Origin of the sequence: Halomonas sp. IOP_31 (assembly GCF_021151495.1) — a bacterium.
GTDB lineage: Bacteria > Pseudomonadota > Gammaproteobacteria > Pseudomonadales > Halomonadaceae > Modicisalibacter > Modicisalibacter zincidurans.
Genome location: NZ_JAIRBP010000004.1, coordinates 22577 through 38124 on the forward strand (window position 1 = coordinate 22577; position 15548 = coordinate 38124).

At 64.1% G+C, this 15548-nt stretch carries 15 protein-coding genes and 1 pseudogene; 12 read left to right on the forward strand and 4 right to left on the reverse strand.

Going from position 1 to position 15548, the window contains the following annotated elements:
• Window positions 1-13: 13 nt before the first annotated feature.
• Window positions 14-688, reverse strand: coding sequence for a haloacid dehalogenase type II (locus K7I12_RS03620; protein ID WP_031382692.1), 675 nt, complete (start codon window positions 686-688; stop codon window positions 14-16).
• 212 nt (window positions 689-900) lie between these two features.
• On the opposite strand from K7I12_RS03620, the gene K7I12_RS03625 reads away from it, so the two are divergent.
• The 12 genes and pseudogenes from K7I12_RS03625 (at window position 901) to argC (ending at window position 11526) form a co-directional block, all read left to right on the forward strand.
• Complete coding sequence (locus tag K7I12_RS03625) at window positions 901-1860, forward strand: 4-hydroxyproline epimerase (protein ID WP_031382691.1); 960 nt, start codon at window positions 901-903, stop codon at window positions 1858-1860.
• Between the two features lie 55 nt (window positions 1861-1915).
• Window positions 1916-2863, forward strand: a complete 948-nt coding sequence (locus tag K7I12_RS03630; protein ID WP_031382690.1) for a dihydrodipicolinate synthase family protein — start codon at window positions 1916-1918, stop codon at window positions 2861-2863.
• A 64-nt stretch (window positions 2864-2927) separates the two neighbouring features.
• Window positions 2928-3590 (forward strand): GntR family transcriptional regulator, encoded by a 663-nt coding sequence (locus K7I12_RS03635; protein ID WP_031382689.1) that lies wholly within the window; start codon window positions 2928-2930, stop codon window positions 3588-3590.
• Between the two features lie 41 nt (window positions 3591-3631).
• A complete protein-coding gene (locus K7I12_RS03640; RefSeq protein ID WP_231663049.1) occupies window positions 3632-4954 on the forward strand; it encodes an NAD(P)/FAD-dependent oxidoreductase in 1323 nt (440 codons plus the stop codon).
• A 158-nt stretch (window positions 4955-5112) separates the two neighbouring features.
• Window positions 5113-6234, forward strand: a complete 1122-nt coding sequence (locus K7I12_RS03645; RefSeq protein ID WP_031382687.1) for a branched-chain amino acid ABC transporter substrate-binding protein — start codon at window positions 5113-5115, stop codon at window positions 6232-6234.
• A gap of 131 nt (window positions 6235-6365) precedes the next feature.
• The gene (locus K7I12_RS03650) at window positions 6366-7280 is read left to right on the forward strand and encodes a branched-chain amino acid ABC transporter permease (protein ID WP_031382686.1); all 915 of its coding nucleotides are present in this window, start codon (window positions 6366-6368) and stop codon (window positions 7278-7280) included.
• 1 nt (window position 7281) lies between these two features.
• Entirely contained in the window at window positions 7282-8280 is a 999-nt protein-coding gene (locus K7I12_RS03655; RefSeq protein WP_084173293.1) for a branched-chain amino acid ABC transporter permease, read from the forward strand.
• 9 nt (window positions 8281-8289) lie between these two features.
• On the forward strand, window positions 8290-9066 hold the full coding sequence (locus K7I12_RS03660) for an ABC transporter ATP-binding protein (RefSeq protein WP_231663051.1): 777 nt from the start codon (window positions 8290-8292) through the stop codon (window positions 9064-9066).
• On the forward strand, window positions 9063-9833 hold the full coding sequence (locus K7I12_RS03665) for an ABC transporter ATP-binding protein (RefSeq protein ID WP_231663052.1): 771 nt from the start codon (window positions 9063-9065) through the stop codon (window positions 9831-9833). Before K7I12_RS03660 ends, K7I12_RS03665 begins: the two co-directional genes overlap by 4 nt.
• 53 nt (window positions 9834-9886) lie before the next feature.
• Window positions 9887-9953: pseudogene (locus K7I12_RS17645) on the forward strand (hypothetical protein); the annotation flags it as partial.
• The gene (locus tag K7I12_RS03670; protein WP_331460571.1) at window positions 9942-10421 is read left to right on the forward strand and encodes a proline racemase family protein; all 480 of its coding nucleotides are present in this window, start codon (window positions 9942-9944) and stop codon (window positions 10419-10421) included. The pseudogene K7I12_RS17645 and the gene K7I12_RS03670, both read left to right, overlap by 12 nt.
• Window positions 10422-10575: 154 nt before the next feature.
• On the forward strand, window positions 10576-11526 hold the full coding sequence (gene argC / locus K7I12_RS03675) for an N-acetyl-gamma-glutamyl-phosphate reductase (RefSeq protein ID WP_231663053.1): 951 nt from the start codon (window positions 10576-10578) through the stop codon (window positions 11524-11526).
• Window positions 11527-11674: 148 nt separating this feature from the next.
• Here the strand turns inward: argC and K7I12_RS03680 are convergent, their stop codons facing one another.
• The 3 genes from K7I12_RS03680 to K7I12_RS03690 form a co-directional block, all read right to left on the reverse strand.
• The gene (locus K7I12_RS03680; protein ID WP_231663054.1) at window positions 11675-12748 is read right to left on the reverse strand and encodes an ornithine cyclodeaminase family protein; all 1074 of its coding nucleotides are present in this window, start codon (window positions 12746-12748) and stop codon (window positions 11675-11677) included.
• 82 nt (window positions 12749-12830) lie between these two features.
• Window positions 12831-13832: a hydroxyectoine utilization dehydratase EutB gene (gene eutB, locus K7I12_RS03685; protein WP_231663056.1), complete on the reverse strand. Its 1002-nt coding sequence runs from the start codon at window positions 13830-13832 to the stop codon at window positions 12831-12833.
• Between the two features lie 210 nt (window positions 13833-14042).
• The gene (locus K7I12_RS03690; protein WP_231663059.1) at window positions 14043-15449 is read right to left on the reverse strand and encodes an aminotransferase; all 1407 of its coding nucleotides are present in this window, start codon (window positions 15447-15449) and stop codon (window positions 14043-14045) included.
• Window positions 15450-15548 lie beyond the last annotated feature (99 nt).

Genomic DNA, 15548 nt, shown 5'->3' on the forward strand with positions numbered 1-15548 from the left:
GAGCAGAACAGGTTCATTGACTGAATGCCGACGCCAGCTCGCCGAGATCGGCGACGGTCATGTCGGGTTCGCCGCCCCAGGGGTCGAACGGTGCCTCGGCGCTGCGCCGTACCCATACGGCACGCAGGCCGGCGTGCTTGGCGCCGATCACGTCGAAGGGATTGCTGGAGACCAGCCAGGTGTCGTGGGCGTCGGCTTCGATACGTTGATGAAGATGGGCGTAGACCGCCGGATCCGGCTTGAAGCGCTTGAGCTCCTCGACGCTGACGATATCGTCGAAACGATCGAGCACCCCGGCCTGATCAAGCAACTGGCTGACCGCCTGGCGGCTGCCATTGGAAAATGCCACTCGCTGCATCCTGAGTTGCCCGAGCCGTTCCAGCGCCGGCGCGACGTCGGCAAACGCCGGCAACTGGCCATAGGTAGCCATCAGCCGTTCCTTGTCGGTGTCGGACAGCCGTGTACCCAGCGCCCGGTCGACGAATTCCAGGGCCTCGCGGGTGCATTGCGAGAAATCGACGAAGGCACCCATCAGGCCGCGACGAAAAGCGTATTCGAGCTGCTTCTCGCGCCAGCGCTGCGAGAATTCGCCGGCACGCTCGCCGATCCGCCGGCTCAGTTCCTCGACCACGCCGTGGGTGTCGATCAAGGTACCGTAGACATCGAAAGCCAGTGCGCGCTTGCTCATGGGTCGTCCTTATCACGCTTGCCTGAATTGCTGGAGAATCTCCAATCTCTCTCAAACTGGTCGTTTTTTCGAGTCACGACAAGCCGATTGACCTGAAAGTCACTTGCACGAACACTTCTAGAGATTGTATAAAATCTACAACATTTTGGTCGCTCATTCATTCGGCCCTTGCCGCATGCGTCATGGACCCGCCAGAGCAGAGGAAAGCGTGCATGAAATGCATCCATGTCATCGATTCCCACACCGGAGGCGAACCGACGCGTCTGGTGATGGACGGCTTCCCGGCCCTGCCGGGCGAAACCCTGGTCGAAAAGCGCGACGCCTTGCGGGAATCCCATGACCACTGGCGTCGTGCCTGTCTGCTCGAGCCGCGTGGCAACGATGTTCTCGTCGGTGCGCTCTATTGCGAACCCGTTTCACCGGGCGCGACCTGCGGCGTGATCTTCTTCAACAACACTGGCTATCTGGGCATGTGCGGTCACGGCACGATCGGCCTGGTGGCATCGCTGCAGCATCTCGGCCTGATCCAGCCCGGCGATCACAGGATCGATACCCCCGTCGGACCGGTCAGCGCCACGCTGCACGAAGACGGCGCGGTGACGGTACGCAACGTCCCCGCCTACCGCTATCGCCAGCGCGTCCCGGTCGAGGTGCCCGGCTACGGCGTGGTGCATGGCGATATCGCCTGGGGCGGCAACTGGTTTTTTCTGGTCGGCGAGCATGACCAGACGGTGACGCTGGCCAACGAAGAAGCACTGACAGCCTTTACCTGGGCGATCCGCCAAGCGCTCGATACGCAGGCAATCAGCGGCGAGAACGGCGGCCACATCGACCACATAGAGCTGTTCGCCGATGACGTCGCCACCGACGCCGATACCATTACACCGGCCGACAGTCGCAACTTCGTACTCTGCCCGGGCAAGGCCTATGACCGTTCCCCCTGCGGCACCGGTACCAGCGCCAAGCTGGCCTGCCTGGCGGCGGACGGCAAGCTGGCCCCCGGCGAGACCTGGGTGCAGGCCGGCATCACCGGTAGCCGCTTCGAAGGACGCTACGAGTGGCGGGACGATCGAGTACTGCCCTCCATCACCGGCAACGCTTACGTCACCGCCGATGCCACGCTACTGATCGACGACAACGACCCGTTTGCCTGGGGCATCACCGCGTCATAGCAACGCTTCGAGACACTGTTCCGACCACAATACTCAGAGATTCCAGAGGACAACCATGAACCACTCCATCTTCTCCGGCTGTATTCCCGCCTTGATGACCCCGTGCACGGCCGACCGCGCACCGGATTACGATGCGCTGGTCGCCAAGGGGCGCGAGCTCGTCGATCTCGGCATGCGCGCCGTGGTCTACTGCGGCTCGATGGGCGACTGGCCGCTGCTCAGCGAAGCCGAGCGTCAGGAAGGGGTGACGAGGCTGGTCGCCGCCGGCGTGCCTACCATCGTCGGCACCGGCGCGGTCAACTCAAAAGAAGCGGTCTCTCACGCCACCCATGCCGCCAGGGTCGGCGCGCAAGGGCTGATGGTGATTCCCCGCGTGCTCTCCCGCGGCACCGCACCGGCCGCTCAGAAGGCGCACTTCGCGGCGATTCTGAACGCCGCCCCCGAGCTGCCGGCAGTGATCTACAACAGCCCGTACTACGGCTTCACCACCCGTGCCGAGCTGTTCTTCGAGTTGCGTCGCGAGCACCCGAATCTGATCGGTTTCAAGGAGTTCGGTGGCGCCGACGATCTGCGCTATGCGGCGGAGCACATTACCTCCCAGGACAACGATGTCAGCCTGATGATCGGCGTCGACACCCAGGTCGTCCACGGCTTCGTCAACTGCAACGCCACCGGCGCGATCACCGGGGTCGGCAACGCGCTGCCCCGGGAAGTACTGCAACTGATCGCGCTGAGCCAGAAAGCCGCCAAGGGCGACGTCGAGGCGCGACGCCTGGCCCACGAACTGGAATCCGCGCTGGCGGTGCTCTCCTCCTTCGATGAGGGGGTCGACCTGGTGCTCTATTACAAGCAACTGATGGTGCTCAATGGCGACAGCGCCTACGAGCTGCACTTCAACGAGAGCGATGCCTTGAGCGAAGCACAGCGGCGTTACGTCGAGACTCAGTACGCGCTGTTCCGCGAATGGTATGCGCAGTGGTCGGCCCAGACCAGCGCCGCCTGAAAAGTCGGCGTTCGATTTTTGGATTGGATACAATATCCGAAAATCAACGGGATATTCGCTAACCATGGCAACTTTCAAGACCCGAGCCCAGCACGTCGCGGACGACCTGCGCGAACGTATTCTCGGCGGCGAATTCAAGGGCGGCTCCCAGCTGCGACAGGACGCGCTGGCCAGAGATTACGACGTCAGCCGCATTCCCGTCAGGGAGGCACTGCTGACCCTGGAGTCCGAGGGGCTGGTGGAGTTCCACGCCCATCGCGGCGCGTTCACCACCGAGCTCTCCGTGGCCGCGATTCGCGAGCTGTTCGATCTGCGCATTCTGCTCGAGACATACGTACTGCGCTACGCGATCCCCAATCTGACGGCGGCGGATCTCGATCGTGCCGAAGGCATTCTTCGCCAATACGATGCAGCGCTCGATTCCGGCAGTCAGATCGACAACTGGAGCGACTACAACTGCGCGTTTCACCACGCCTTGTATGCCTCCTCCGCGCTGCCCGAAACCCTGGCCATGGTTGGTCAGTTGAACACCAAGGCGGGACGCTATATCCGCATGCAATTGCTCTATACCCGCGAGATCGAGAAGGCCGAACAGGAACACCGCGAGCTCTTGCAGCTGGCTCGGCAGGGCAACATCGACCAGGCCTGTCAGCTACTGGAAACTCATATCAAGGACGCCGCGGAAGGCATCGCGGCGGTGCTGGACAAGAGCCTGCGTAGCGCGTGAGCCATTACTCGTTCGTTATCGCCCTGGTCATGAGGTAGCGCATGTCGGACCCATCCCATTCGGCGTCGGCCGATATCGATATCGTCGTCGTCGGTGCCGGCCTCGTCGGCGTGACCAGCGCTCTGGCGCTGGCGCGTCAGGGGCACCGCGTACTGGTACTCGATACCCAGGAGCCGGGGCGCGGCGCCTCCTACGGCAATGCCGGCCATCTGGCCACCGAACAGGTCTTCCCGATCGCCGATGCGTCGATTCTGAAATCCCTGCCCGGCATGCTGATGGATCCGATGGGCCCGCTGCGGCTGGACTGGAAATATCTGCCCCGCGCGCTGCCGTGGCTGACGCAGCTGGTACTGAACCTGCGACCAGCACCGTTCCGCCAGAGTGTGGCCGGCATCCGCGCCCTCAACGAGCGCAGCCTGGCGGCGTGGCAACGCCTGCTGGCGTCGGTCGACAGCGTTCATCTGCTGAAAGTGGGTGGGTCGCTGCTGGTCTACGAAAAACCCGAGTCACGTCAGAAACTCGCAGCGCTCGAGTCGCGCATGCGCGAACAGCAGGTGCCGGTCGAGTGGTGGGAGCGCGAAACGATCCAGCGCGCGGCACCGCAGCTTTCGGAGGATCTGCTCGGCGGGTTGTTCTTTCCTGCCACAGGACATGTGCTGGATCCCTGGCGGGTTGTCACCACACTGGTGGAAGCGGCCCGCCGCCAGGGCGTGCGCTTCGCCCAGGAGACGGTGCGCTCGGCGCAAGTCGTCGAGTCCGGCGTTCGACTCGTCACCGACAGCCAACAGCTCGTGGCCCGCCAGGTGCTCATCGCCTGCGGCGCGCATTCGGCAGCGTTGACCGCCCAGCTCACCGGCAAGCGCGTGCCGCTGGATACCGAGCGCGGCTATCACCTGATGCTGCCTCGCGAACACAATCGGTTGCCCTTCGCGGTCACCTCGCTGGAACGCCGCTTCATCATGACGCCGATGGAAACCGGGCTCAGGCTCGCCGGTACCGTGGAATTCGCAGGACTGCACGCACCGCCCAACATGGCGCGGGCATGGCAGTTGCACCACCTGAGCCGAGGCCTGTTCAAGGCCGATCTCGACGTCGAGGGCGCCACGCCGTGGATGGGCTTTCGCCCCTCGCTGCCGGATTCGTTGCCGATCATCGATCATGTGTACGGCGGCCGCGTACTGCTGGCCTTCGGCCATCACCATCTGGGACTGACCCAGTCGGCGATCACCGCCGAGCTGATCGCCGATCTAGCCGGGCCAAGCGAGCATGGCGCGCCCGTCACGTCAATCGATCGAGAGAACCTGCCACCGCTCGAACCCTATCGACTCGCCCGCTTCGGTCAAGCGGGCAGTCGATATCGATAGTCGGTATCGACAGAAAGCATGGTGTCAGAACGTAACTTTCCATGGCAGGATGAAAAAACCGCATTCAACGCGGCCCAAGCTCGGAAGGGCGCAACGTCCGACCCCTTTGCAGTACGAACAAACAAGTAACAATAAGCGCTAAAGGGAGTAATCGCTGTATGGATAAATTTCTCAAATTGATGGCCTCCGCGGCCATCGTCAATCTCGCCACCGGCTCTCTTGCCATGGCGCAGGAAGACCCCATCACACTGGGCGTTCAGGTACCGACGACCGGCTCCGAAGCGACCTACGGCAAGGATATGTTCAATGCCATATCGCTGGCTGCCGACGAGATCAATGCCGACGGTGGGTTGCTGGGCGGCCGCCAGATTGAGCTGGTGACCGGCGATACCGCCTGTGATCCGCAGCAATCGGTCAACGCGGCCAGTCGCCTGGCGTCACAGGAAGTCGTCGGGGTGGTGGGCGGGTATTGCTCCGGCGCCACGCAGCCCACGCTCAAGATCTACGGTGACGCCAATATCCCGTTCGTGATCGTGGCGGCCAATTCGACGCAACTGATCCCGGCCAATCCGGGCAACGCGGTGATGATCAACTCGACGGGCAACGATCAGGCCAAGACCGCTCTCGACTTCTTTGAAGGCAAGGGCATCGAGAAGCTGGCCATCGTCAATCAAGGGGATGCCTATTCCCAGGACCTGGCCAACCTGACCCGCGATGCCTGGACCAAGGCAGGCCACACCGTCTCGGCCTTCGAATACGTCAACAAGGGCGAGCAGGACTTCTCCGCGCTGGTCAACAAGATTCGCGGCTCCGGTGCCGAGGCCGTATTCTGGACCGCCTATTATGCCGACGGTGGCCTGCTGATCCGCCAGCTGCGTCAGCGCGGTTTCCAGGGCACCATCGCCGTGGGCGATGGCTCCAACTCGCCGGAACTGTTCAATATCGCCGGCCAGGCCGCCGAGGGCGTGTTCGCCTTCTCCAACCCCACCGCCGACTTCCTGCCGGCCGCCCAGCAGTTCATCAGCGACTATCGGTCCACGTTCGATAACGCGCCGGGGCCGTATGCGCCACTCGCCTACGATGGCCTGCAGTTGATGGTCTGGGCCATCAACCAGGCCGGCTCGACAGACGCCGATGCCATCATCAAGGCGCTGAACAGTGCCGATGGCCAGGAGTGGCTGGCCGGCCCGATCTCCTTTACCCCGCAGCATACGCTGGCACGCAGTAACTTCGTGGTCCTCGAAGGTCAAGGCGGCAAGTGGACCCGCTACGAAAAATAACGGCTAGCTTTCCGGCTCGAGCTTTAGCTCGAGCCGGAGATGACGATACGCGTCGCGGAAAATGACGTTGCTGAAAATGACGTAGTGCAACCTGTTCGTCCGCCCTTTCCGCTGTCCAGAGATGCACGCTCATGACCTGGTACGATTCCTTTCTACAGCAGCTCGTTGACGGGCTGGTGCTGGGCTCTTTCTATGCCCTGGTGGCGCTCGGTTACACCATGGTGTTCGGAGTCATCAAACTGCTCAACTTCGCCCACGGCGATCTCTACATGACCGGTGCCTTCGTCGGCTTCGGCGGACTGTCGCTGGTTTCTGGATTTCTCGGCGCCGGCTGGCTCGGCATCTTCGTCGCCATGCTGCTGGCAATGCTGGCGGTCGGATGTCTCGGCGTGCTGATCGAGCGGGTGGCCTATCATCCCATGCTTGGCGCGCCGAGGCTGTCGATCCTGATTACCGCACTGGCCGTTTCGCTGGTGCTGCAGAACGCGGCACTGGCACTGACCGGCGGCCAGTACACCGCGTTTCGCACCGAGCTTGGGTTCGGCGGCTTGAACCTGGGGAACCTGTTTCTCTCCTACAACCAGATCGTGCTGGTCGCGACCGCCGCGGTATTGATGATCGCGCTCGAGCTGTTCGTCTCCAAGACGTTGTACGGGCGTGCCATGCGTGCGGTCTCCATCGACAAGGACATGTGCCGAATGATGGGAATCAACGTCTCCGCCGTCATTGCGGTGACGTTCTTCATCGGCTCTGGTCTGGCAGCGGCTGCCGGCACCATGGCGGGCGCGTACTACGGCAGCATCTGGTACTTCATGGGCTTTCTGATCGGGCTCAAGGCCTTCACTGCCGCAGTGATCGGGGGGATCGGCAGCATCACCGGGGCGATGCTCGGCGGCCTGATCCTGGGATTGCTGGAATCCTTCGGGACGCACATTCCCTTTATCGGCAGCGAGTGGAAAGACGTCTTCACTTTCTCGATCCTGATCCTGGTGCTGGTGTTCAAGCCCACCGGCCTGCTGGGCAAATCCGAAGTGGAGAGGATGTGACATGGACAAACATTCGCTATCCACGCCGTCGGATGCCGACGAGCCGCAGTCACGCAATCCGTTTCAACGCCTGTATGCGGCCTTCGAGTCGCCGGGACGACGGCGTGCGCTGCATGCGGTGATTCTCGTGATCCTGATTGTCACGCCGTGGATCTCGAGTCAGTACACCACGGTGATCCTGACTAACGCATTGCTCTACGTGGTGCTCTGTCTGGGACTGAATATCGTGGTCGGCTATGCCGGACTGCTCGATCTCGGCTACGCCGCTTTCTTTGCTGTCGGCGCTTACACCGCGGGCATTCTGACCCAGCAGTTCGGCGTCAATTTCTGGGCGGCGATTCCCTTCGCGCTGATGGCCGCAGCACTCGCCGGCGTGATTATCGGCGGGCCGACGTTACGCCTGCGCAGCGACTACCTGGCCATCGTGACGCTGGGCTTTGGCGAGATCGTGCGGTTTTCCGCGCGCAACCTGGAGATCACCGGCGGCGCCAGCGGTCTGTCACAGATTCCGGAGCCATCGCTGTTCGGTTGGTATATCGACAGCTCGATCGACTTCTACTATGTCTTCGCGGTGCTGGCGGTGCTGGCCTACATCGCCAGCCAGCGGCTGTTCGATTCCCGCCTGGGGCGAGCATGGCTCTATGTGCGCCACGACGAGGACGCCGCCGAGGCGATGGGAATCAATCGGGTCACAACCAAGCTGGCGGCGTATGTCATCGGCGCTATCTTCGGGGCGATTGGGGGCATCTTCTTCTCGGTCAATCTGGGTGCCATCTCGCCGGAGAGCTTCAGCTTCCAGCAGTCGGTACTGATTCTGCTGGCAGTGGTGCTTGGCGGCATGGGCAAGATACCCGGCGTCATATTGGGGGCGTTTATCGTGGTCCTCGGTCCTGAATTGCTGCGGGATTTCGGCACCTTGCGATTGTTGATATTCGCGGTGCTGTTGTTGCTGATCATGCTGTTCCGGCCGAGCGGTATCTGGCCCGAGAAGCGTTCCTAGGGGGAAGCGATGCTGCTGCAACTGAAACAGGTGTCGCTGAGCTTCGCCGGCAACACCGTACTGCATGATGTCAATTTCGGCGTCGACGCGGGCCGGATCCACAGCCTGATCGGCCCCAATGGCGCCGGCAAGACATCGATGTTCAACGTGATCACCGGCTTCTATCGCCCTCAGCAAGGCGAGATCACGCTGGATGGCGAGCCCATCGTCAAGCGCAAGCCACATGCCGTGACGCGCCTGGGTATCGCGCGCACGTTCCAGAACGTGCGACTGTTTCGCGAAATGTCGGTGCGCGAGAACGTCATGGCGGGACAGCACTGTCGCAGCCGAGCCGGTGCGCTGGCGGCCATCCTGCGACTGCCGAGCCAGCGCGCCGAGGAGCGCCGAATTCTCGAGACCAGCCTCGAGTGCCTCGATTTCGTGGGCCTGACGGGACATCAGGATCGGCTGGCGACCAATCTCGCCTACGGCCATCAGCGACGTGTCGAGATCGCCCGCGCTCTGGCCACCGAACCCAAGCTGTTGCTTCTCGACGAGCCGGCGGCGGGTCTCAACAGCGGCGAGAAGCAGGCGCTGATCGAACTGATCCGGCGCATCCGTGACGAACGCGGCGTGGCTGTACTGCTGATCGAACACGACATGGGGCTGGTGATGAATGTCTCCGAGCATATCAGCGTGCTCGATCACGGCAGCCTGATTGCCGAAGGCGATCCGCAAACGGTGCAGAACGACCCCAAGGTGATCGAGGCCTATCTCGGCCAGGACGACGAGGAGCTGGCGCTGTGACGGAAACCATCACTCAAACCGACCCGCCGGCCAGCGCCACACGGCCTGGCAAGGTGCGCCTGAGTATCCGCGACGTCGAAGCCTTCTACGGCAAGATTCAGGCCCTGCGAGGCGTGACGCTGGCCGTTCACGAGGGAGAAATCGTCACCCTGCTGGGCAGCAACGGCGCCGGCAAGTCGACCACGCTCAAGACCATCTCTGGGCTGGTGCGAGCACAGCGTGGCGACGTCCAGCTCGAGGGCGAATCGATCGCCAGGCTGGCCGCCCACGAAATCGCCCGCCGCGGGGTGGTTCACGTGCCGGAAGGCCGCCACATCCTGCGCGGCCTGACGGTCAAGGAAAACCTGGAGCTGGGCGCGTTCACGGTCAAGGACAATGCCCTACGTCGCCAGCGGCTCGACGAGGTCTACGCGCTGTTTCCAACCCTGCACGAACACCGTCATCAGGACGGCTCGCTGCTCTCCGGCGGCCAGCAGCAGATGCTGGCGATGGGGCGCGCCTTGATGCACGGCCCCAGCGTCATGCTGCTGGATGAGCCCTCGATGGGGCTGGCGCCGAAGCTCGTCACCGACATCATGCGCATCATCAAGCGCCTCAATGAAGCGGGGACCACCATCCTGCTGGTCGAACAGAATGCGCGGCTGGCGCTACGTCTGGCGCACTATGCCTACGTGATCGAAAACGGCGAGATCCGGATGCAGGGCGAGGCCGCCAGGATCCGGGAGGACGAGTCGATCGTGAAGGCCTATCTGGGCATGGGTGAATGACAAGACGCCGGTGGATAGGAACGTCAGCCCGCTCTTGAGCATCGGAGAAGCGTATGCAGACCACTCGTGTGATTCATAGCGTCAGTTGCCATGCCGAAGGCGAGGTAGGTGACGTCATCGTTGGCGGAGTGGCTCCGCCGCCCGGCGAGACGCTGTGGGAGCAGAGTCAACGAGCAGTTCGGCTTCCATCATCCCGCCAATCCCGACTGGCGGCACGTCTCATTCTGCCAGATTGCCGCACCGCTGACGCGCAAGGGCGATGCCTGGCTCGGGCGCAACACGGTGGTGATTCAGCCGGGCAAGCTCGATCGTTCTCCCACCGGTACCGGCTGTTCGGCGCGCATGGCGCTGCTGCACGCCCAGGGCAAGCTTCGAGTGGGCGAGACCTTCATTGGTGAATCGATCATCGATTCACGCTTTGTCTGCCGGCTCGACGGTACCACTCGCGTTGGCGACAAGGCAGCCGTGACGCCGCTGATCCGCGGGCGCGCGTTCATCACCGGCACCCATCAGCATACGCTCGACCCGCATGACCCCTGGCCCGCCGGCTACCGTATTGCCGATACCTGGCCGCGCATTGGCCGGTAAACACTTGCTGTGATCGATAGGGATGTCAGCGGCTCGTACGGCCGATCGAAGCCCGAACATGACAGCGCGTTCGCATCACCGCACAATGGAGAACGATTCGTTGACAGGCGCTGTCCGCATGCACGAACCCGCTCAAGGAGGTAACGAATTTCCCATGGCATTCAAGGTATACGTAGACGGACAGGAAGGCACCACCGGCCTGCGTCTGCTCGACTATCTCGAGGCGCGCGACGACATTGAGTTGCTGCGCATCGACCCTGCCAAGCGCAAGGACAGTACCGAGCGCGGCCGCCTGCTCAACGCCGCCGACGTGGCCTTGCTGTGCCTGCCCGATGCCGCCTCGCGCGAAGCGGTCGCGCTGCTGGACAATCCCGATACCTGCCTGATCGATGCCAGCACGGCGTTTCGCATCGCCGACGGCTGGACCTACGGCCTGCCGGAACTGGCCCCCGGCCAACGCGAGCGGATCCGCCAAAGCAAGCGCATCGCCAACCCCGGCTGCCACGCCAGCGCCTTCGTCATGCTGGTGCGCCCGCTGGTCGACGCCGGCCTGCTGCCCGCCGACTACCCGCTTTCGGCGTTCTCGCTGACCGGCTACAGCGGTGGCGGCAAGACGTTGATTCAGGAGTATCAGGCCGCCGAGGCCGGCCACCTGAGCGCACCGCGCCCCTATGCCATGAACATGACCCACAAGCACCTGCCGGAAATGCGCGTACATGGCGGGCTTGCGCTGTCGCCGGTGTTCAGCCCGGTGGTCGGGCCGTTTCTCAAGGGCCTGGCGGTGACCGTGCCGCTGCATGTCAGCCAACTCGCGCCGGGCGCCAGCGGCGCAATGATCCGCGAGGCGTACCTCGCACACTACGCCGGCGAGCGCTTCGTCAACGTCATGCCCTTGCAGGACGAGGCCAGCCTCGATCACGGCTTCTTCGACGTCCAGGGCGCCAACGATACCAACCGCGTCGACCTGTTCGTCTACGGTGGCGAGGAGCAGCTTGCGCTGGTCGCCCGCCTCGACAACCTCGGCAAGGGCGCCGCCGGCGCCGCGGTGCAGAGCATGAACATCCATCTGGGGCTCGACGAGGCCAGCGGTCTCGCGGTGCGCTGAACGGCTCGCACGAGCCCAGCGCCACAGCTTCAGCAGCTCGCCGTCCACCGGATCGTCAGCGGGCAGTTCCACCCCGCGAACGGCGGCTTGGCGGAATGTCGCATCGAAACCTCCTGCTCAATGAGACGATGGCTGAACCGGGCTCGATTCAGCTCAGCCGCGCGAGCGCGAAGCTGGCGATCGCGGTGTCCTGCACGCCGGTGCCGGTCAGGTCGCAGACGGTGATGCTGGCGTCCGAGACGCGCAGCCGCTGGCCCTCGGCGATCACCCGGCCCAGCTCGTAGACCTTGAACGGCGGCTGCCGCTGGCGCTGTTTATCGGCCCCGAAACCGGCCGAGTCGGCCCCGAAACCGGCTGAATTAGCCCCGAAACCGGCTGAATTGGCCACCAAGCCGGCCGCGCCGCGCCCGGAACCGGCCGAGGCGTTCTCGGCTTGCCGGGCAAACGCCTTGAGCTCGCCGTTGGTCTCGCTCTGGGCGCGGGTGTCGCAGACGAAGGCGTCGGCGCGGATCATCACCTCCTCGTCGAGTTCGCGCTTGTCGGGACTGTCCGAGCCCATGGCGGTGACGTGCACGCCGTCAGGCAGGTCCTGGGCGGTGAGGATCGGTTCGCGGGCCGGCGTCGCGGTGACGATGATGTCGGCCTGCTCGCAGGCGGCGCGAACCTCGTCGTGAACGTTGACGGAAAGCCCCAGCCCGCGCACGCGTTCGGCATAGGCCGCGGCCGATTCGCGGCTGCGCGCCCAGACGTCGACGGTGTCGATATCGCGGACCAGTTGCAGCGCGCGCACCTGAAGCTCGGCCTGCTCGCCGGCGCCGAGCACCGCCACCCGCCGGCTGTCCTCGCGGGACAGGTGCTTGCTGGCGAGGGCTCCGGCCAGCGCGGTGCGCACCGCGGTCAGATAGCCCTCGTCGAACAGTACCGCATCGACCAGCCCGGTCTTGGCGGAAAACACCATCATCAGCCCGTTGAGGCTCGGCAAGCCGATCTTGGGGTTGTCGAAGAAGCCGGGGCTGACCTTGATCGCGAAGCGCTCGCCGCCGCGGATATGCGCGGTCTTGACGTCCACCTCGCCGTTGGATTCCTCGATCGCCATGGAAAGGATCGGCGGCTGCACGACGTCGCCGCGGCCGAGCGCCGCGAAGGCGTTTTCCACCGCTTCCAGGGCGGCCGTGTCGATGCTGACCGCCGACTCGATGGCGTCGCGTTGATAGAGCTGCATGGCGGAGGTCCTTTGTGCTGACGAAGATCGAAGCGGAAACGCCGGCCGAATCGCCGGACGGTACTGGTAAAGCGCAGCAAGATTAACCGGATTTGGCAAGCGCCCGGGCGCGATCGAAGGTTTCCAGCGCCACGCCGTTGCCCGAGACGATCAGCGCCACGCGCTGGCCGCGAATCTCGATGGCGTGTTCGTCCAGCGCCGCCAGGCCCACCGCCGCCGCGCCCTCGACGAGCATCTTCTCGTCGGCCAGCATGGCGACCATGGCCCGGGCGATCGCCGCCTCGCTGGCCGGGTAATGATCGTCCATCACCTCGCCCACCAGCGCGAAGGTGCAGCGGTTGTCGAGCCCGATGCCGCCGCCCAGCGAGTCGCCCAGGCTCTCGACCTCGTCGACCTCCACCGGCCGGCCGGCCTGCAGGCTCTGCCACATGGCATCGCCCTGAGCGAGGCTGATCCCGGTGACCCGGGTGGCCGGGCGGATCGCCTTGAGCGCCGCGCCGATACCGCCCAGCAGACCGCCGCCGGAGAGCCCGACGAATACCCGGTCGAGCTCCGGCTGGTCCTCGAGCAATTCGACGCCGATGGTGCCCTGGCCGCTGGCGATCAACGGGTCGTCGAACGGCGGGACCAGCGTCATGCCCTGCTCGTCGACCAGCCGCGCGACCTCGCCGAACGCTTCGTCCTGGCTGTTGCCCACGCGCCGCACTTCGGCACCCAACGCCTCGATGGCGCGCGCCTTGTTGTCGGGCACCAGCCTCGACAAACAGATCACCGCCGGCACGCCGAGATTCGATGCCGCCAGCGCCACCGCGCGGCCATGATTGCCGGTCGATGCCGTGGTCACGCCGCGCGCCAGCGCATCCGGGCCCTTTTCCTGCATCAGCGTGCGGATCATGTGAGTCGCGCCGCGCAGCTTGAAGGCGCCGCTCGGCTGGTGGTTCTCCAGCTTGAGGAACACCTCGGCGTCGAAGCGCCGCGACAGCGCCTGGGATCGTATCAGCGGCGTGCGCACGACCTGGCCGACGAGATTGGCACGCGCGCGATAAATCGAGGCCAGCGTCACGCCATGGCTGGGTTGGGTCATGGTTTACCTCGCGAATTTCCATTCACCATAAACGATAGCGCCGCGAAAGCAGGACTTCCGCAGCGCTATCATCGCCACTTTATTTCAAGAATTTGAACGCCAGTGAGCGAAGGCCAGACAAGGCGAACAGTGACGAGTCAGCGGAGTTTACAAGTCGTAAATGAGCATGATGAGTCACTGTTCAACGCCGTATGACCGAGCGCAACAAGTTCAAACCTTGAAATCGCCCGAGCGGACGAGCTCATCGGTAACCCTGTCCACCGCACGCTTGGCGCGGGCGACGACCTCGTCGACCTCGTCGCGGGTGATCACCAGCGGCGGCGCGAAGCCGAGAATGTCGCCATGCGGCATGGCCCGGGCGATCAGGTCCTCCTCGACCGCCGCGGCGCTGACCCGCGGGCCGACCTTGAGCCCCGGCGCGAAGTGCGCGCGGTTGGCCTTGTCGGGCGAGAACTCCAGCGCCGCCAGCAGGCCGATGCCGCGCACCTCGCCGACCAGCGGATGCTCGGCGAAGGTCGCCTGCATCTGACGCTGCAGATAGGCGCCGGTCTCGGCGGCGTTCTGGGTCAACCCCTCGCGCTCGATGATCGCCAGGTTCGCCAGGCCCGCGGCGGCGCCCAACGGATGGCCGGAGTAGGTCCAGCCGTGGCCGATCGGGCCGAACTCGCCGGTGCCCTGCTCGAGCACTTGCCAGACCTTGTCGCCGACGATCACCCCGGACAGCGGCTGATAGGCGCTGGTCAGGCCCTTGGCGACGGTGATCAGGTCGGGGCGCATGCCGAAGTAGTGGCTGCCGAAATCGGTGCCGATGCGGCCGAAGCCGGTGACCACTTCGTCGGCGATCAACAGCACGTCGTACTTGGCCAGGACCTGCTGGATCTCGTCCCAGTAGCCTTCCGGCGGAGCGACGATGCCGCCGGTACCCAGCACCGGCTCGCCGATGAAGGCGGCCACGGTGTCCGGGCCTTCGGCGAGGATCATCGCCTCGAGCCTGGCCGCGCAGTCCTTGGCGAACTCGCGCTCGCTCATGCCCGCCTGGGCATCGCTGCGCCGGTAGTAGTACGGCGCCTCGGTGTGCAGGATGCCGGCGATCGGCAGGTCGAAATGATTGTGGAAGGTCGGCAGCCCGGTCAGCGAGCCCGAGGCGATGCCCGAGCCGTGATAGCCGCGGCTGCGCGCGATGACCTTCTTCTTCTGGGTGCGGCCGAGCACGTTGTTGTAATAGCGCACCAGCTTGAGCTGGGTCTCGTTGGCGTCACTGCCCGACATGCCGTAGTAGACCTTGGACATGCCCATGCCGGCGAGCTTCAAGATCTTCTCCGAAAGCTCGATCAGCGGCTCGTTCGAGGTGCCCACGTAGGTGTGGTAATAGGACAGCTCGAGGGCCTGCTGGTAGATCGCCTCGGCCATCTCGGTGCGCCCGTAGCCGATGTTGACGCAATACAGCCCGGCGAAGCCGTCGATCATCTCGCGGCCCTGCTTGTCGACAATCGAGATGCCCTTGCCGCCGGTAATCACGCGACCCGGCGCGTCGCCATGGGCGAAGTCGCGCAGGTGCGTCGAAGCATGAAAGGTGACCTTGCGGTCGCGATCGATCAGATCCTGATGGGTGCTCACGGCACGCTCCTCAAAATACAAGTGATTAGATTCGTTCTTATTCAGTGTGAAACTGAGCGAGCGATGGCCAGGTTAGGCGAGGCATTGGCGGGAAAGCGG